The 15798-nt window shown below is 66.6% G+C and carries 23 protein-coding genes; 10 read left to right on the top strand and 13 right to left on the bottom strand.

The genetic code is table 11. The features are described from left to right. Both ACFXN1_RS03505 and ACFXN1_RS03500 read right to left on the bottom strand, forming a co-directional pair. A partial coding sequence (locus ACFXN1_RS03505; protein ID WP_379463476.1) for an FAD-dependent oxidoreductase occupies positions 1–555 on the bottom strand: 555 nt, incomplete at its 3' end. Positions 556–704: 149 nt separating this feature from the next. Beyond that, complete coding sequence (locus tag ACFXN1_RS03500) at positions 705–1136, bottom strand: MarR family winged helix-turn-helix transcriptional regulator (protein ID WP_379442901.1); 432 nt, start codon at positions 1134–1136, stop codon at positions 705–707. Positions 1137–1226: 90 nt separating this feature from the next. Between ACFXN1_RS03500 and ACFXN1_RS03495 the strand changes: the two genes are divergently transcribed. Next, on the top strand, positions 1227–2786 hold the full coding sequence (locus tag ACFXN1_RS03495) for an MFS transporter (RefSeq protein ID WP_379442900.1): 1560 nt from the start codon (positions 1227–1229) through the stop codon (positions 2784–2786). 306 nt (positions 2787–3092) lie between these two features. Here ACFXN1_RS03495 and ACFXN1_RS03490 read toward each other — a convergent pair whose 3' ends face one another. After that, positions 3093–3401 carry a MarR family winged helix-turn-helix transcriptional regulator gene (locus tag ACFXN1_RS03490; protein ID WP_379442898.1) on the bottom strand — a complete coding sequence of 103 codons (309 nt, stop codon included), beginning with the start codon at positions 3399–3401 and terminating at the stop codon, positions 3093–3095. A 12-nt stretch (positions 3402–3413) separates the two neighbouring features. Between ACFXN1_RS03490 and ACFXN1_RS03485 the strand changes: the two genes are divergently transcribed. Further along, a complete protein-coding gene (locus ACFXN1_RS03485; RefSeq protein ID WP_379442897.1) occupies positions 3414–3983 on the top strand; it encodes a nitroreductase family protein in 570 nt (189 codons plus the stop codon). Between the two features lie 152 nt (positions 3984–4135). Then, positions 4136–5125, top strand: a complete 990-nt coding sequence (locus tag ACFXN1_RS03480) for a diiron oxygenase (protein WP_379442896.1) — start codon at positions 4136–4138, stop codon at positions 5123–5125. A gap of 254 nt (positions 5126–5379) precedes the next feature. Here ACFXN1_RS03480 and ACFXN1_RS03475 read toward each other — a convergent pair whose 3' ends face one another. The 3 genes from ACFXN1_RS03475 to ACFXN1_RS03465 are packed head-to-tail and all read right to left on the bottom strand — an operon-like array spanning position 5380 to position 6935. After that, a complete protein-coding gene (locus ACFXN1_RS03475) occupies positions 5380–6234 on the bottom strand; it encodes a helix-turn-helix domain-containing protein (RefSeq protein WP_379442894.1) in 855 nt (284 codons plus the stop codon). Next, positions 6215–6733: a DUF6879 family protein gene (locus ACFXN1_RS03470; RefSeq protein ID WP_379442893.1), complete on the bottom strand. Its 519-nt coding sequence runs from the start codon at positions 6731–6733 to the stop codon at positions 6215–6217. The genes ACFXN1_RS03475 and ACFXN1_RS03470 overlap by 20 nt, the downstream gene beginning before the upstream one ends. Continuing rightward, positions 6714–6935 carry a hypothetical protein gene (locus ACFXN1_RS03465; RefSeq protein WP_379442892.1) on the bottom strand — a complete coding sequence of 74 codons (222 nt, stop codon included), beginning with the start codon at positions 6933–6935 and terminating at the stop codon, positions 6714–6716. The genes ACFXN1_RS03470 and ACFXN1_RS03465 overlap by 20 nt, the downstream gene beginning before the upstream one ends. A gap of 292 nt (positions 6936–7227) precedes the next feature. On the opposite strand from ACFXN1_RS03465, the gene ACFXN1_RS03460 reads away from it, so the two are divergent. Both ACFXN1_RS03460 and ACFXN1_RS03455 read left to right on the top strand, forming a co-directional pair. Continuing rightward, entirely contained in the window at positions 7228–7665 is a 438-nt protein-coding gene (locus ACFXN1_RS03460; RefSeq protein ID WP_379442890.1) for a transposase, read from the top strand. Between the two features lie 134 nt (positions 7666–7799). Then, positions 7800–8279 carry a PASTA domain-containing protein gene (locus ACFXN1_RS03455; protein WP_379442889.1) on the top strand — a complete coding sequence of 160 codons (480 nt, stop codon included), beginning with the start codon at positions 7800–7802 and terminating at the stop codon, positions 8277–8279. A gap of 372 nt (positions 8280–8651) precedes the next feature. Here ACFXN1_RS03455 and ACFXN1_RS03450 read toward each other — a convergent pair whose 3' ends face one another. The 3 genes from ACFXN1_RS03450 to ACFXN1_RS03440 form a co-directional block, all read right to left on the bottom strand. Continuing rightward, positions 8652–8789, bottom strand: coding sequence for a hypothetical protein (locus ACFXN1_RS03450; protein ID WP_379442888.1), 138 nt, complete (start codon positions 8787–8789; stop codon positions 8652–8654). Between the two features lie 129 nt (positions 8790–8918). Then, a complete protein-coding gene (locus ACFXN1_RS03445) occupies positions 8919–9086 on the bottom strand; it encodes a hypothetical protein (protein WP_379401925.1) in 168 nt (55 codons plus the stop codon). Then, on the bottom strand, positions 9083–9259 hold the full coding sequence (locus ACFXN1_RS03440) for a hypothetical protein (RefSeq protein WP_379442886.1): 177 nt from the start codon (positions 9257–9259) through the stop codon (positions 9083–9085). Before ACFXN1_RS03440 ends, ACFXN1_RS03445 begins: the two co-directional genes overlap by 4 nt. A 475-nt stretch (positions 9260–9734) precedes the next feature. Between ACFXN1_RS03440 and ACFXN1_RS03435 the strand changes: the two genes are divergently transcribed. From ACFXN1_RS03435 to ACFXN1_RS03415, 5 genes are all read left to right on the top strand, one after another. Then, a complete protein-coding gene (locus tag ACFXN1_RS03435) occupies positions 9735–10199 on the top strand; it encodes an aminoacyl-tRNA deacylase (RefSeq protein ID WP_379442885.1) in 465 nt (154 codons plus the stop codon). A gap of 258 nt (positions 10200–10457) precedes the next feature. Beyond that, a complete protein-coding gene (locus ACFXN1_RS03430; protein WP_379442884.1) occupies positions 10458–11366 on the top strand; it encodes a Ku protein in 909 nt (302 codons plus the stop codon). Between the two features lie 75 nt (positions 11367–11441). After that, entirely contained in the window at positions 11442–12020 is a 579-nt protein-coding gene (locus ACFXN1_RS03425; RefSeq protein ID WP_379442882.1) for a GNAT family N-acetyltransferase, read from the top strand. A 30-nt stretch (positions 12021–12050) separates the two neighbouring features. After that, positions 12051–12545, top strand: a complete 495-nt coding sequence (locus ACFXN1_RS03420) for a hypothetical protein (RefSeq protein ID WP_379442881.1) — start codon at positions 12051–12053, stop codon at positions 12543–12545. A 102-nt stretch (positions 12546–12647) separates the two neighbouring features. Continuing rightward, positions 12648–13640, top strand: coding sequence for a hypothetical protein (locus ACFXN1_RS03415; protein WP_379442880.1), 993 nt, complete (start codon positions 12648–12650; stop codon positions 13638–13640). Positions 13641–13642: 2 nt separating this feature from the next. Here the strand turns inward: ACFXN1_RS03415 and ACFXN1_RS03410 are convergent, their stop codons facing one another. The 4 genes from ACFXN1_RS03410 to ACFXN1_RS03395 form a co-directional block, all read right to left on the bottom strand. Next, positions 13643–14266, bottom strand: coding sequence for a hypothetical protein (locus tag ACFXN1_RS03410; RefSeq protein ID WP_379442878.1), 624 nt, complete (start codon positions 14264–14266; stop codon positions 13643–13645). Between the two features lie 111 nt (positions 14267–14377). Next, the gene (locus ACFXN1_RS03405) at positions 14378–14833 is read right to left on the bottom strand and encodes a DUF4189 domain-containing protein (RefSeq protein ID WP_354846753.1); all 456 of its coding nucleotides are present in this window, start codon (positions 14831–14833) and stop codon (positions 14378–14380) included. 52 nt (positions 14834–14885) lie between these two features. Further along, a complete protein-coding gene (gene lexA, locus ACFXN1_RS03400) occupies positions 14886–15548 on the bottom strand; it encodes a transcriptional repressor LexA (RefSeq protein ID WP_379401918.1) in 663 nt (220 codons plus the stop codon). Continuing rightward, positions 15538–15792 carry a nitronate monooxygenase gene (locus ACFXN1_RS03395; RefSeq protein ID WP_379442877.1) on the bottom strand — a complete coding sequence of 85 codons (255 nt, stop codon included), beginning with the start codon at positions 15790–15792 and terminating at the stop codon, positions 15538–15540. Before ACFXN1_RS03395 ends, lexA begins: the two co-directional genes overlap by 11 nt. Positions 15793–15798: the final 6 nt, after the last annotated feature.

Here is a 15798-nt window from a genome sequence, read left to right as displayed (position 1 = left end):
CCCGCCCGTGGCCAGCACCACCGCACCGGCGGTGATCCGGTAGTCCTGCTCGGCCTGCCGCCGATAGCCGGCCGCCCCGCGCACCACCCCCTCGGCATCGACGAGGAGTTCCAGCGCGGGTGAATGGTCGAGGATCAGCACACCGAGGCGTTTCACCCAGGCCCGCATCCGGCGCATGTATTCGGGCCCCTGCACACCGGTGCGCACCGGCTCGCCGGTGCCGGGATCCACCGGGAACGGGTACCGGCCCTCGACGGCAAGCCGGTTCATGTTCGCGTAGGTCTGGTCGAGGACCCGGTCCATCCAGTAATGGTCGGCCAGATGCCCGCCCAGCGCCTCACGGGCGGCCTTGGCATTGGCGCGGGCTGTGGCCTCGGGCGCGACGTACCAGACGCCGGTGCCGGAAGGCGCTGTGGCGCCGCTGGTTCCGCAGTAGCCCTTGTCCACCAGCACCACCTCCGCGCCCGCTTCCCGGGCGTGCACCGCCGCCCAGCACGCGGCGGGCCCGCCGCCGATCACCAGCACGTCGGTACTGATCTGCCATGGTTCGCTCATCGGCCCGTTCCTCCCGGGAGAGTTGGTGTCCGGAACGGTAAGGCGGCCGGTCGTACTCGCCGAAGGGTTCGAATCAGGACGATCCTTTGGCGGCGGAATTTTCCATATCGTGGAAATCCGCTTGCTTCTCGCGGCGGGATCGGCGCGGGTCAGCGGCAGGCTTCGGCCATGCCGCTGAGCCATTCCCGGACCGCGGCGCGCTGCCCGGGGGTGAACCCGGCTTCCAGTTCGGCTTCGCGGCGGCCGACCGCGGCGTGGGCCTCGGTGTAGATGGCGCGGCCCGCGTCGGTCACGTGGATCTGGTGGGTCCGGCGGTCGGTCGGGTGCGGGCGGCGCTCGATCAGGCCCGCCTTCTCCAGGCCGCCGAGCATCTCGTTCGCGGCCTGCCGGGTGCTGCCGACATCGCGGGCGATATCGGTGACCGACTTCCCGGGCTGTTCCTGCGTCATCATCAGCGTCGCGTACTGCGAGGTCGTGAGGCCGAAATCCTTGAGTTCCTCGCCGATGGCGGAACGCATGCTCAACCACACCGTGCGGACCATGAAGGTCAGGGATCCATCCTGCGATCCGGAACAGCTCACCGCGACAACCCTTTCCAAAGATTGACAGGTTCCTGACAATCACGCACACTGGCGATCGTCAGGTTCCTACCAATCTTATCGAAGGCATCCATGACCGTGCCCGCGACGCTGCCGAGATCCCGGCAGCGGCTCATCCTCGCCGTTCTCCTGCTGTCCTCCCTGCTGATCTGGCTGGACAACACCATCCTCGCCACCGCGCTCGAGACCCTCGCCGATCCGGTGCGCGGGCTGGGCGCGAATCCCGCTCAGCTGCAATGGGCCTCGGGGTCCTACACGCTCGTGTTCGCCGCGCTCATGTTCACCGCCGGGGCGCTGGGCGACCGCTACGGGCACCGGACCGTGCTCGTCACCGGATTGATCGTCTTCGCTGCCGCCTCGGTCTGGGCGGCCTACGCCGGTGATCCCGCCGGGCTCATCGCCGCCCGCGCTGTCATGGGCGTGGGCAGCGCGCTCATCATGCCTGCCACCATGGCGACGGTGACCTGGACGTTCACCGGTCCGGCACGGGCATCGGCCATCGGGCTGTTCTCAACCTCCGCCGGGGTCGGACTGGCAGCCGGGCCGCTGCTGGCGGGGGTGCTGCTCGACCACTTCTGGTGGGGCTCGGTGTTTCTCGTGAACGTGCCCGTCGTCGCGGTCGCACTGATCGGGATCGCGGTACTGGTCCCGAACTTCCGCAGCCCGACGCCGCGGCCGCTGGACCTCGGCGGACTGGCGCTGTCGGTGAGCGGATTGGCGGCCCTCGCCTACGGACTCATCCGGGCGGGCCAGGTCGCCGCGTGGACACCGGTGCAGGTGTGGGCACCCATCGCCGCCGGGCTGGCCCTGCTCGCCGCGTTCGTGGTCGTCGAATTGCGTTCCGAACAGCCGAGTTTCGATCCACGACTGCTGGCGCAGCGGGTCTTCGGCGGCGGCAACGCGGCCCTGGGCCTGCTGTTCCTGGCCATGACCGCGGCCGGCTTCTACGGCGCGTTCTACCTCCAGGGCGCCCGCGGCTTCTCACCGCTCGCCGCGGGTCTGATCAACTCCCCCGCCGCCGTCGGCGTCATCATCGGCGGTCCGCTCGGCGTCCGCCTGGTCCGTCGCTTCTCGCTGCGCGCGGTGACCGCGACCGCCCTCACCGTCGGCGCGCTCTGCATGGGCAGCGCGGTCTTCTTCGGACTGCACACGCCCATCATCTGGAACGTGGCACTGGCTGCGGCACAGGGCTTCTCGATCGGCATGGTGATCGGTTCGGTCACCAGCGCCCTGATGAGCACGCTCCCACTCGACCGCGCCGGCGCGGGATCGGCCGTCACCAATACCGTCCGGCAAACCGGCAGCGTCCTGGGTATCGCGCTCGGCGGCACCATCATGGCCATCACCTACCGCACCGGCATCCAGGCCGCGCTCACCGGCCTGCCCGACGCCGCCCGCGAACCCGCCCAGGTATCCGCCGAACAGGCGCGCCATGTGGCCACCGCCATCAACCGCCCCGACCTGTCCCACGCCGCCGACGACGCCTTCATCCACGCCATGCACGTCGGCGGTGTCTGGACCATGATCTTCGCGCTCGCGGGAGCCGCCGTCCTGGCCCTCACCCTGCGACCCCGCCCCACCCCGGCCACCCCGGACCCGGAGCCGACCCTCGCGGCCGCCGGTCAGAACTGAGCCGACCGGCCCGCTCTCACCGAGCGCCACGCCACGCGTCCTGCGCCACCCGACAGCGGTGCAGGGCGCTGCGCTCGTCATCCCGACCCCGATCGGCCTGCACCAGTTTCGAGTGCACACGCCGTGCTTGCTGCAACGATTTCCGGATCGACATGGCCGGCTTCCTCCTGTTCCGAGGGCACGGTGTTCGCGCCACCTACCTCGTAAGACGGTCCGGAGCAGGGAAATTCATCGCCTCGGGCAACCCGGTTCGACGGATTTCCCACCACACGCGAATCACGCACGCGCGCAGCGCGGGAACGTTTGCTACTCGGACGTCACTCCTGCAGCGAGGAGCTTCCCGGGCAAGGTCGTCAGCTGGACCCGTTCCCCGGGAGTGAGCGCGGCGAAGGCGCCGGCCAGGAAGCCCGGGATCGCGACCTCGGCGGTCCGCAACCGCTCCCGTCCGGCCGCGGTGATGGTGACCGCGTACGAGCGCCGGTCCTTCGGGTTGCGTTCCCGGCGGATGTAGCCCGATCGCTCCAGGTCGTCACAGACGGTCACCATGACGCTGCGATCGATGCGGAGTTCGGCGGCCAGCGTCTGCTGCGCGCACTCACCGACCGCGTCCAGCATCTTCAGCACCAAATGCTGTCCGACTCCCAATTCCGTTGCGGCGGCATGGGCTTCACCAGCCTTGGCCACCGCGGCGGAGGCGCGGCAGAGGGCGATATCGGGGCGTTCGGCGGCGAGAGCCGCGAGGTGGCCGAGATCTTCCGCCGTGCGCTCACACTGAGCGAGGCCGCGCCGCTGTCGCGGGACGACCTGGCGCGCATGCGCATCCGGCCGGGCAGCATGGCGCGGGTGTTCGACGGCGTGCGTCATCTGGCCGACAACATTCACCGCGTGCCCGCGTTCGTGATCCCCGCCGTCGAGGGCCGCACCGACGCCGCCTCGGTCCAAGTCCAGTCCGGCACCTGGGGATCGATCCTTCCCGCGGTCTGGGCTTTCATGCTCGCCGCCCGCGCCCGCGGGCTCGGGACCGTGTGGACCACGGCCCAGGCTCCGCTCGAGCGCGAACTGTCGGCAATCCTGGACGTGCCCTACGACGAGGTCATGCTCGCCGCGTTCCTGCCACTGGCCTTCACGCTCGGCACCGAGTTCAAGCCCGCGGCCCGCGTCCCCCGCGACCGGGTCCTGCACTGGCAGCGCTGGTGACAGGCGGGGCACCGGGCGAATCCCGGGACATGCGGGCATTTCGGGGTTGTCTGTAACCCTAGTTAGCACTTACCTTGGAGTGTGTTGCACCGCACAGGAGCGGCCTCGGCTTCGGCTTCCGGGCGGCGCGGCACAGAGACGAGGAGGCAATGATGGCTCTGACGACGATGTCGGGCTCCGTTCCGGCGGCACGAGACTATGCGGATGTGCTGCACACCCTGTCGGAGGGATCGGTGTACCGCCGATTCGATCCGCATCTCGATATCGCCTGGGACTCACCCGAATTCGCGATCGACCCTCGGGACCCGCGATGGGTGCTGCAACCGGACATCGATCCGCTCGGCGCGACGCAGTGGTATCAGAACCTGCCCCTGGAACGGCAGATCGAGATCGGGCGGTGGCGGATCGCCAATGCCATCAAGGTCGGCGCGGCCTTCGAGAGCATCCTGATCCGCGGCATGATGCAGTACATCATGAGGCTGCCCAACGGGTCGCCGGAGTTCCGCTACTGCCTCCACGAGATGACCGAGGAGTGCAACCACATCCAGATGTTCCAGGAGCTGGTCAACCGGATCGGCGTGGACGTCCCGGGGATGCGGCCCATCTTCCGGAGGCTGTCGCCGTTCATCGGCGTGGCCGGCGGCTATGCCTGGCCGATTCTGTTCATCGGCATTCTCGGCGGCGAGGAACCGATCGACCACTATCAGAAGGCCGTCATCCGCAATGGCGCGAAGCTGCCGCCCGCGGTGGTGCGCTGCATGGAGATCCATATCGCCGAGGAGGCCCGGCACATCTCCTTTGCCAATGAGTTTCTGAAAGAGCATGTGCCGGGTTTCAATCCGCTGTATCGCAATGTCTGCGGTATCGCCTTCCCGCTCGCCATGCGGTGGCTGGCCGGTGAGATCATGGCTCCCCCACCGGAATTCGCCCGCACCTTCGACATCCCCCGCGAGGTCATCAAGGAAGCCTTCTGGCGCTCCCCCACCGCGTCGAAAATCCTCTCCGGATACTTCGGCGACATGCGCTCCCTCGCCGACGACCTGGGCCTGATGAACCCGGTCACCAAGCGGCTGTGGAAGCTCCTGCACATCGACGGCGACCAATCCCGCTACCGCAGCGAACCCGAACGCCGTGCCGCCTGACCCCGGGGATACCCACCGGAATCACCCTCCGAAGTACGATCGGGAAATGCGGTCCATATGGAAGGGCTTTCGGTAGCGCGAAATCGCGAATACCGAAGGCCCACACCAGGACCGACAAACAATCAGCTCAAAGGCCATAGAGGCGGTCCGATATTCCAGATTGCTCGTGCGCAGGGGCCTCGGCGTCTACCGTAATCGGAACGTCGTTCGCCGACGCTGACGACCGCTACTGATCGGACCTGCTCGGCCACGAGTCAATCGTCAAGCTCAGCGAGCACTTTCAGGATCAGCGCACGCGCATCCCGCCCGTAGACCGCAGCCTGTTTCAGTACCTCGAACATCCGCACATATAGGTTGCACTCCGTCGGCTGTGTGACCTGAAGGCTCGCGGTCGGCGTTTCAAGAGCGACGAGGTCATCATCGAAGATCCAGAACCCCGCTGATGCGACCGCCTCGCGTTCTCGCATGAGCGGAATGATGCCGAGCGAGATGTTCGGTAGCGACATCAACTCGAGTAGCCGTCCGAGCTGCCCCGCCTGAACTTCGGCGTCACCGAACCACGTTCGCAGCGCTTGTTCCTCGAGCACCGTCACGAACCGCTTGCCACCTCGCTGCAGGATCCGCTGACGCTCCATCCTGACGGCGACCGCGGCATCGATGTCGTTTGGTGTGCCCAGGAACCGAATCCAGAACGACAGCATGGCGGCGGAGTACTCGGCAGTTTGGAACAGGCCCGGGATCACGTTGTGCTCATAGATCCGGAACACCTTCGTCGCCTCATACCGCTGCTGGGTGTGAGCGCCGAGTACTCGCTTCAGGCCAGCTCGGCTCTGACGCCGGAACTCGAGGTAGGCCGAATCGGCTACCCGCAATGTCGCGATGAGATCGGCCACCTGGTCCTCGGCGCCGCAGACGCGACACCACTCCCTGATGTCATGGTCGGTCGGTGCCTGAATGCCGTTTTCGATCTTGGAGACACGTGTGTAGTGCTGCTGTGTCGCATCAGCGAGGCGGCGGGCACTGAGACCAGCATCTCTGCGGATATCCCGCAGCCTGGCCCCGAGTGCCCGTCGCGCCTCCTGGGCTGAGCTAGAAGGGCTGGTATTCATGGTGAGGAATCGCCAGCTTCCACACCGCCTCGAATGCCGTGCGGCACAGCTGGATATCGGCGGGGTCTGTCGATGCGGCCTTGCCGGTTCCCAGGCCGTTGCCTGCGTAGTGAAGGAACACGGCAAGGCGGTCATCGAACAGGTAGAAGTCGTTGCCTGGCATGGCAATCGACGAGACCAGACGCCTCGGCGTCCAGCGGATATCCTCGCCGGCATCAACCATCGGCCACGCGATGCTGTACGACCACCTCTGGTAGTCGCTGAGCGGTTCCGAGACGATGCGCGCCCGCCGGATCGACTTCCCCGCGGCAGTGTGTTCTCTCAGCGTTGAACACCAGCCCTGGAGCCATTCCAGGTCGTCCGGTTCGCCGGCCGTCCACTGCGCCATGTGCGGCAGCTCTACCACGGTGCCGTAGGCGTCCCGGGTCTCCAAATGGATGGACTCCGTCTGGAATTCGATCAGTAGTTGCTCGAAGTCGTCATCGCTTATCGGAGTCACTGTCTCCCTGTTCGAAGAACGGAACCAGACGGTCCGGAATCTCTACACACGATTCGCCGACAGGAATATCCATCTGCGCCAGCGTTGCCGGATCGTCGATCACCCAGCCCTGTACCACCCATGAACCACGATCGGTGCGGTACAGAGTCGGAGAGCCCGTCGGGTTCGATCCCGGATCCTTGGCGATGAAGGTCAAACGCATGGTGTCCCCCTGCGTGCAGTGCATGCGTGGTGCGGATCAGGGGCCCGCGAGGACATGGTGGCCGACGGTCCCACCCCCACCGAAGCGGTGGCGAACGCGATCCGCACTGCCAACGACGTACTCGAGCACCGGCCCGACTGGCTGAAGAACCCGGACGAGCACACATGAAGCCGTTAGTTCTTTAACCTCCCGATTCCAAACTGTTTGGCCTGCTTGGGTATTCGTGGCAGGCGACCTTCGCCTGATCATGTGCTCCGACCAAGGAATGCACTGATCGAGACGAAGGCCTGGGATGAGTCTGCCGGTCGGCGGCGGGGCAGGGGAAGCGTTTGCCGAACTGTCGCGGATGCGCGGCGAGTTCTACGCGTGCCTGACCGCGCGGGGCGACGATTTGTTCGAGCTCACCGATGCAATGCTGTGCGCGCAGGGCGCGGTGCGGTCGGTGGTGGAGCTGACACTGACCCCCGAGCATCGCCGCGGACACGGCGCGCTCTACGACGGCCTCAATGACGGTCGGGTAGATATCCCACTGTTGCGGAAACTGTTGTCCAGCATCAGTTTACCGAGATTCAGCGCGCACAATAGTCCGGCTGTTATCCGCGTGGTCATGCCACCGCCTTCCACGTGCGCGGGTCACACCCGTTCTCGCACGGCACGAGACCTGTGTGGACCGCCGCGCCGCATTGCACGCAGTGCAATGTGCCAGGGTTTTGGACGACCGATTCCCTGACCGATTCAGAAGCCGATCCCCACAGGCGAATTCTCTGCAATACTTCTCCACTGCTCGATCCGCCTGATGGGTCGGGTACCGTCCTCGACTCGCTGCCAGGTCCAACGTGCCCAGCGGCCAGAACCAGGAGTTCTGTGCACAACCATGCCATTTCGGCCGGATCGTTCACGCGTCGCCTTGTGGTCCTGATCGGCCTCGCCTGCGCCGTGGCCGGTTGCGGGATCGCAACCGACACGGCACATCCGACAACGACGGTCTCGAAATCCCTCCCCCTGGCCACCGTTTCGCAAACAACGACCTTCGCGCCATCGAGCACCCCTGACCCGACGCTATCGCCCCTGGCAACGACTCCTCCCACGACGACGGCTGTCCCGGCATCCCCGGCGGCCGTCATGCCCGCCGTCGTCTGCATGAATCTGCAAGACGCACAGAACAAGATCCACGAGGCTGGTGTCTTCTACTCCCGATCGAAGGACAACACAGGCAAGGGCCGCCACCAGGTCATCGACCGCAACTGGCTCGTGGTCGCCCAATCCCCCTCCCCGGGAACCCCTTTCGGCGAGGGCGACGCGGTCCTGTCCGTCGTCAAATATGGCGAACCCAACAACTGCTGACGACCGGCGATCGCTCAGGCGAGACGGTCCGGGTGTACCGGATTGGTCGTAGAGCTCGGCGATGAGGAACCAGTTGCGTCCCAGCACTTGTGGGACATCGGTGAGGCGTCGGAACGATTCGGGTCGGATCCCGGCATGGTCGCCGAGGTCGCGGTAGCTGTAGCCGATTGCCTGCAGTGCATGAATTCGACGCCGGACACCCAGTGCTGACACGAACAGGGTCGACTGCTCGGCGACGGGAACATGGGTGACGCTCATCAGCCGCATCGCCTGCTCCAGCCGTGTCTTCTCATAGGTCCGCCCGCGGACCAGCCACAGTGTGCGTTGCGGGAGACCCGCAGCGGCGCCGATCCAGCCATCAGTTCGACCCGTTCAGTGCTTGTTGACCTTGGTGCCGGACATGCCGAGCTCTTTGCCGATGCGACCCTTGGCCCAGCCGTGCTCGCGATGAAGGACTCGCGCGTAGACGGGTTTGTCCTTCGCGACGATCGCGAAAGAGCTGCCGGCCAAGATTCGTGTCAGGACGTCCTCGTCGACGATGGTTCGGGAAGGGGGTAGAGGATGTACAGGTCTTCGGGGGGTCGACGGCGAGCAGTCTCCGTTCGAGTTCCAGGTTGACCAGTCGCGAGCGGCCATCGGTCAGGCGCAGCAGGGACATGGACGGCATTGGATCTGCAGCGAAAGCCGGTGGAAGGAAACGCATCTGGTGGCCATGATCTTCGCCAGGTGGGTCTGGGCGCGGGTGGCGTCGATGTAGCCGTCTGCGATCAGCCGGCGGGCAGGGTAGGAGGGTTCGGTGGTGGTCATGCTGCTTCGGCTTTCGGGGAGTAGAGGGGCCACGTGGTCTGCACGTCGGTGAAGGGACGGTCGTGGCGGCGGAGGCAGTCGATGAAGCTGTATGCCTGCTCGCGGTACCAGCGGGCTTGCGCGGCCATGAGTTCGGCGGCGGTGTAGCGGGCGAGATCGGGGTGAAGAAACATTAGCCCCGCTAAAATATGCTGATTCGTGCCATTCGCAGCATTTCCTATGGACATAGGCGTCCCGATATGAATTCATTCCAACCATGCAAGGTCAGCTAGTTATAAGCAGATTTGCAAGATGCCTCGCCGAAGCGCTTCCCCGCGCGTCACCGAGACAATACCGACAGCCAATCGCACGCGACTCGCTTTCGAGGCGAAATGCGCACACGACACACGCTTCACCGCCTCTCGATTCTCCGAACGAAGGGCTCGATGCGATCCGAGGCAGATTCGGGGTGAGCGGGGTCGCAGGCTCGAGCAACGCTGCTGGCCGCCCTCGATAATCTAGGCGTCGGGGTTGATTGCCAGGCTTTGGGCCGACGTGAAGGCAAAGGGGTGCAACGTGATTCCATCCGCGCAAATGCGATCTATGCTGAACGACACCGGCACAAACACAATATTCACCCGAGACGTTGAGACGAGGTGTGCCATGTCCATGTCTCCTACCCTGCAGGATTGCCTGCGCCAGAAATCCTCGCGGTACGAAGTCGTGAACCACCCTCATAGCGATACGAGTATGCAGACGGCCACGGCGGCGCACATCCCCGCGGATCGCCTCGCGAAAACCGTGCTGCTCGAGGACGACAACGGCTATGTCGCAGCTGTGTTGCCGGCGACGCAAGCGGTGCGCCTGGACGATCTCTGGGCGCGGACCGGCCGGCATCTGGTGCTCGCGAAGGAAGTTGAGCTGCGCGAGCTGTTCAAGGACTGCGATACGGGCGCGGTGCCGCCGGTCTGCATGGCGTACGGCATGCAGACGTTCCTCGAGCAGGATCTGGCGCTGGAGCCGGAGGTCTATTTCGAGGCCGGCGATCACGAGGCGCTCATCCATATGGAGCAGCGCGAATTCCTGTTGCTGATGGAAACGGCCGAGGTCGCGCATTTTTCGTACAGGATGTAGGGCATCGTGTCTCGAGCGGCAACCATTGCATGACCGCAAGTAGCGGAGCGGGTTCCCAGCCGCTTTCACGAGCCTGCGAGCACGCGGGCCGGACGGCACGTTGTAGCGGCACCAGGCATCGGGTTCGCGAGCCGAAGCCGTCCACAAGCCGTCAGACGCTCACCGGCAGTCACCAACAACCACCGACGACCAGGGCGAACAGGCAGGTCCTGGCGCGGTGCGGTAGAACGCTGACCTGGGACGACGTACGCTGGCCAAATGCGGTCCATTTGGAAGGGCTCCATCGCGTTCGGACTGGTGAATGTCCCCGTGAAGGTCTACACCGCCACGGAGGACCACGACATCAAGTTCCACCAGGTGCATGCCGCCGATGGCGGGCGCATTCGCTACGAGCGGTTGTGCACGGTGGACGGGCAGCCGGTGCAGTATTCCGATATCGACCGGGCCTACGAATCACCCGACGGGGATCGGGTGATTCTCACCGACGAGGACTTCGCCAAACTTCCGGCGGCCGAGAAACACGAAATTCCAGTGTTGCAATTCGTGCCGTCGGAGCAGATCGATCCGATTCTCTTCGACAAGAGCTACTACCTCGAACCCGATTCGACCACGCCGAAAGCCTATGTGCTGCTGGCGAAGACCCTCGAACGGGTGGACCGGGTGGCGCTGGTGCATTTCACGCTGCGCCAGAAGACCCGGCTCGGCGCGCTGCGGGTGCGTGACGGGGTGCTGGTGCTGCAGACGCTGCTGTGGCCGGACGAGGTGCGGGCGGTGGCGTTCGACAAGCTCGAGGGCGTGACCGAGCCGAAGTCCCAGGAATTGCAGATGGCCGAGACGCTCGTCGACACGCTGTCCGACGATTTCGATCCGAGTCTGTACGTGGATGAATATCAGATCGAATTGAAGAAGCTGCTCGACGAGGCGATCGCCAGCGGTTCCAGCAGGGTCACCCGGGCGCCCGAGGCAGTGGCCTCGGCAATAGATGCCGAGGTCGTGGACCTGGTCGCGGCCCTGCAGCGCAGTCTCGAAGCCTCCGGACGCAAGGCGGGTACCGTACCGGCCGCGCCGGCCAAGGCCACCAAGGCTGCGAAGGCGACCGCGGAGAAGAAGCCCGCCAAGAAAGCCGCGAAGAAGGCTCCGGCCAAACAGACCCGCAAGGGCGCGTGATAGCACGCCACCCGCGCGGCCTCGCTACCCGGCGGGCGCCCGGGTAGCCAGCACCCACCTGGCAAACTGTCGGGCATGGATTCCGACATATCCAGCCATCCGGATATCGCCGTCGTGCCCATGGGGCTCGGGCATCTACGCCAGGTCATCGACCTCGGCTACCAGGCGTTCGACACCCAGGCCAAGCCCTACACCTCGTGGTCGCTGACCTCGGTGGCCGAGCACCTCGACAGTGCCGGCCGATCCTGCTGGGTGGCGGTGGATTCGGATCGGGTCGTCGGATTCGTGCTGGCCTCCATGGAATTCGAGCTGCGCGAGGACTGGGCGTACCTGGAGTGGATCGCCGTGGCGCCCGATACGCAGGGGCGCGGTGTCGCGGGCCGACTCATGACCGCGTGCTGCGATCTGCTGTTCCGGCACGGCGCGGCCCGCATCGTGACCGACGTGGAGAACCACAACACGGCCTCGGCGTCCATGATGCGCAGGAACGGGTTCACCGAGGGCACCACGGTGACATTGTTCGTGCGGCCGAATCCGGACGAGGCCGTGGCCGGGGCCGACGAGCAGGTCACCCTCGGACCCGGCACCAAGCGCGATCTCATCCGGCGCGGCCGGATCACCGGGGACGGGCGGCACGGGCGGCCCGCCCGCTAGTTGTCGGACCCGCGCGCTACGGTCGCGGGCATGACCGCCGTCGACGAGACCATGACCGCCATCAACGACGCCGTAACCCTTGGCCGCCAAGGTGATACGGCGACGGCACGGAAGCAGCTGACCGCGCTGTGGGACACCATCGGCGCGGGCAGCGACCCGCTGCACCGGGTCTCGCTCGCCCACTTCATGGCCGACCTCCAGGCGCATGCGGCGGACGCGCTCACCTGGGACATCCGGGCCCTCGATGCCGCCGACGCGCTGACCGACGAGCGGGCCCAGGCCCACCATGCGGGGTTGAGTGTCCGGGGTTTCTATCCGTCGCTACACCTGAATCTCGCCGACAATTACCGGCGCCTGGGCGCGTTCGACACCGCCCAGCGCCACCTCGACGACGCCCGCAACCGGCTCGACGCCCTCGACGAGGACGGCTACGGGCTCGGAGTGCGGGCCGGCATCGCGAATGTCGAAGCAGCACTGGCGGAACGCTCCACCGAGCAGCTGCCCACGCACCCCGCCGCGTCGTAACGGCCGCCCGGCCTTCGAAAATGTCGGCCCGGTGATCATTGCCGGGCTGGACCAGGCGATATACGCTGGCCGCGACCACCGCCCAGCGAAGGGAGCGCCTCGATGCCGGAGCCGCGATCGGAAGTAGCTGCGCCGCAAGCGGATCCCAGGGGACGACGCGCCGGACTGGGCGTGACCCTCCTGCTGGCCGTCGCCGCGGGCGGACCCGTCGCGATGGCCGGTCCGGTCGCCGCCGATGTACCCGGCACCGCCACGACGGTTTCCTGCTCCCCCGCCGAACTGGCGATGGGCCTGCCCGCCCGCACGCCGGTGGGCGACTGGTCGGAGAATCTGGGATTCGACGCGACCGGGGACATCTGGATCGCGCGCACCTACCGCAATGCGGTGGAGCGGTACGACCGGGACGGTCACCTCGTCGTCAGCGTGCCGGTGTCGAGCCCGGGCGCGGTCCGGCTCGGCCCGGACGGGCTGATGTACGTGACATACGGCAACTCACCGTTCGCCGGGCTCACCGGGCAGGGCGGTGTGCTCCGATTCGATCCCGGCGCGGCCGTTCCGCAGCCCGAAGTCTTCGTCTCCGGGCTCGGCCAGGCCAATGGGGCCGTCTTCGATGCGGCCGGGAATCTGTTCGTCGCCGACACCACCGCCAATACGGTGGAGCGGATCCGGCCGGACGGGACCCTCGACACCGAGTGGACCGAGCGGGCCCGGAACGCGCTGGCGGCCAAGGGATCCGGCGCCGACGGGATCGCCGCGGCCGGGAACATCCTCTATGTGACCCTGCTGGAGAGCCCCACGGCACGCATCGTCGCGCTGCCCATCGACGATCCGGCCCGGGCCGGCGTCGCCGTCGATCTGGCGCCCGCGCCGCTCACCGCACCGCTGCTCCCCGACGATCTGGCGATCGCTGCGGACGGATTGCTCTACATCGCCACCGGCAGTGGGCAATTCGTGCGGGCCGATCCGGTCACCCACACCAGCTGCACGCTGCTGTCGGGACAACCGCTGACCTCCGTGGCCGTCGACCCGTCCGACGACCACACCTTCATCCTCGGCACCGAGGGCGGCGACGTACTGAAGGCGCACCTGCGCTGACGTCAATTGTCCTGCGCGGCACGGGCTCTGCCCTCCCGGAAGAACTCCAGCAGGCGCTCGACCGTCGCCACCTCGGCACGCGGGCGCATCGCCCCGAAGGACGTGTTCCAGAACTCGCCCTCGCGCCGGGTCCACGGCCCTACGTACGCGTACGGCTGCGGGTTGTCCCAGTCCCCCGGGGAGACACCGTAATTCACCTCGTCGATGGCGACGGACAGATCGAAGTGTTCGGGCCACAGCACCGGTTGTTCCTCGGCGAAGCGCCGTAATGCGGTGTCTCCCACCGCGAACCAGTCGTGCACCGTGGTGGCGGCGTCGGCGTCGGCCCTGAAGGGTTCGTCCGGATCCATCCGGGTGCCATCGGCATACAGGCCCGCGGGCGGGGCGTCGGCCGCGAATCCGGCGGTCGAAGCGAGGTCACTGTAGGTGCCGTGCAGGCGGATGCGGCCCTGTGGCCACACCAGATCGGTGCCCGTCACCGACACCGGCCACTTGATGCCGGTGAAGCCGCCCAGCACGATACGCATGCGGATACTGCCGAATCGGCGGTACTGCGGGCCGGCGATCAGCAGTTCGGCCGCCGCGTGCATTGCGAACCGGGTGTCCTCGTAGGTGATGTCGTCCACGGGGAAATCATCTCCGTCCGGCCGGGCGTGTTGCTGGAAAATGGAGTCCGGCAAACAAAACAGCGCCACACCGGACGAATCCGGTGTGGCGCCGGGGTGATTCGCGATCGGTCAGCTCGCGTTGTCGGTGCACGCCGACAGGATGACCTTGGCCTGGCGCGGCGAGGACGACCCCGTGTCCGGGAAACCCGGGGCGCTCTTGCCGAGCACGTTGATGGCGGCCGACTCGGCCTCCACCTTGGACGGGGCCCACGCCCAGCCGAAGCGGGTGTCGGCGCCCTGTGCGACCGCGCCGCAGGCATTGGCGAAGTGCACGACGACCGCGCAGTCGCCGCCGCCGCACTTGTCCACGGCGGTGCTGTCCGCGCTGTCCCAGCTGCCGTAGTTCACGGCATAGGCGACGTTTCCGGTGCTCTTGGACAGCGCGAGCGCGCCGTACAGGTCACCGGAGGTGGCCACGAAGACCGGTTCACTGTCCGCCGCGGAGGCGGTTCCGGCGGCCACGGTGCCGATCGCGGCCATCGACGTAACGGCGAGGCCTACACCGGCCTTGCGCAGCAACGACATTCGATACTCCCCGGGGATGGAAGGTGATAACGGCCGTCATCATGCCAGACGCTCAGACCCTGCGCATGACCGAGACAACCTTACCCAGCACCTGGGCGTGGTCGCCATCGATCACCGGGTAGGCCGCATTGCGCGGCTCCAGATAAACGTGACCATTGGCACGGCGGTAGACCTTGACCGTGGCCTCGCCGTCGATCATGGCGGCCACGATCTCGCCGGTGTGCGCCTCCTGCTGCTTGCGCACCACCACGATGTCGCCGTCGCAGATGGCGGCGTCGACCATGGAGTCACCGCGAACCCGCAGGCCGAAGACGGTGCCGCGGCCGACCAGCTCGCGCGGCAGGGACAGCACGTCGTCGGTGTGCTCCTCGGCCAGAATCGGCGTACCGGCCGCGATATCGCCCACCACGGGCACCGGCACCGAATTCTCGTCCTGCTGCCGCTGCGGCCCGGTCGCCCGCAGGAACAGCCGCACATCCATGGGCCGGGTCACCGATTCACTGCGCTTGAGGAACCCCCGCTCCTCCAATTCGCGTAAATGCCGCGAAACAGACGAAGCCGACTTCAACCCGACCGCATCGCCGATCTCCCGCGTACTCGGCGAATACCCGTGCCGCTGCACCCAATCGCGAATACTGCACAGAATCCGCTGCTGCCGCTCCGGCAATGTGGAGGTGTCGAGATGCTCGAACCCGTCGAAGTCGTCATAGGTCACCGGAGAATCCTACGGTCCGAACCGGCTGTTCCCGGCCACGACCGGCCGTGTCACTCCCGGCGACGACCACCGTGGACCGCGCGAGTGCCGCCTCGGCCGCGGCGGCGAGAACACCGACCAGGTCGAGCCCGCCACCCTCGGACACCGCTGCAGCCAGAGCCCCACCGGCCGACCCACCCATCGGCGCCGACACGATCGGATACCGCACCCCGAGCAGCTCGGTGAACGCACTGCGTAATGCCATGGGCCC

It is taken from the genome of Nocardia sp. NPDC059154, assembly GCF_042755705.1.
In the GTDB taxonomy this organism is placed as follows: domain Bacteria; phylum Actinomycetota; class Actinomycetes; order Mycobacteriales; family Mycobacteriaceae; genus Nocardia.
The sequence above is the reverse complement of the archived record's forward strand: the minus strand, read 5'-3'. Positions and strand labels throughout refer to the sequence as shown.

Coding starts and splice junctions, on each gene's coding strand:
- ACFXN1_RS03465 (WP_379442892.1), bottom strand. CDS start 6,935: ATGCGTTTGACCTTCATCGCCAAGGATCCGGGATCGAACCCGACGGGC.
- ACFXN1_RS03475 (WP_379442894.1), bottom strand. CDS start 6,234: ATGAATACCAGCCCTTCTAGCTCAGCCCAGGAGGCGCGACGGGCACTC.
- ACFXN1_RS03430 (WP_379442884.1), top strand. CDS start 10,458: ATGCGGTCCATTTGGAAGGGCTCCATCGCGTTCGGACTGGTGAATGTC.
- ACFXN1_RS03415 (WP_379442880.1), top strand. CDS start 12,648: ATGCCGGAGCCGCGATCGGAAGTAGCTGCGCCGCAAGCGGATCCCAGG.
- ACFXN1_RS03445 (WP_379401925.1), bottom strand. CDS start 9,086: ATGACCACCACCGAACCCTCCTACCCTGCCCGCCGGCTGATCGCAGAC.
- ACFXN1_RS03425 (WP_379442882.1), top strand. CDS start 11,442: ATGGATTCCGACATATCCAGCCATCCGGATATCGCCGTCGTGCCCATG.
- ACFXN1_RS03460 (WP_379442890.1), top strand. CDS start 7,228: ATGAGTCTGCCGGTCGGCGGCGGGGCAGGGGAAGCGTTTGCCGAACTG.
- ACFXN1_RS03405 (WP_354846753.1), bottom strand. CDS start 14,833: ATGTCGTTGCTGCGCAAGGCCGGTGTAGGCCTCGCCGTTACGTCGATG.
- ACFXN1_RS03485 (WP_379442897.1), top strand. CDS start 3,414: ATGCTGTCCGACTCCCAATTCCGTTGCGGCGGCATGGGCTTCACCAGC.
- ACFXN1_RS03395 (WP_379442877.1), bottom strand. CDS start 15,792: ATGGCATTACGCAGTGCGTTCACCGAGCTGCTCGGGGTGCGGTATCCG.
- ACFXN1_RS03490 (WP_379442898.1), bottom strand. CDS start 3,401: ATGCTGGACGCGGTCGGTGAGTGCGCGCAGCAGACGCTGGCCGCCGAA.
- ACFXN1_RS03440 (WP_379442886.1), bottom strand. CDS start 9,259: ATGTTTCTTCACCCCGATCTCGCCCGCTACACCGCCGCCGAACTCATG.
- ACFXN1_RS03435 (WP_379442885.1), top strand. CDS start 9,735: ATGTCTCCTACCCTGCAGGATTGCCTGCGCCAGAAATCCTCGCGGTAC.
- ACFXN1_RS03420 (WP_379442881.1), top strand. CDS start 12,051: ATGACCGCCGTCGACGAGACCATGACCGCCATCAACGACGCCGTAACC.
- ACFXN1_RS03495 (WP_379442900.1), top strand. CDS start 1,227: ATGACCGTGCCCGCGACGCTGCCGAGATCCCGGCAGCGGCTCATCCTC.
- ACFXN1_RS03480 (WP_379442896.1), top strand. CDS start 4,136: ATGGCTCTGACGACGATGTCGGGCTCCGTTCCGGCGGCACGAGACTAT.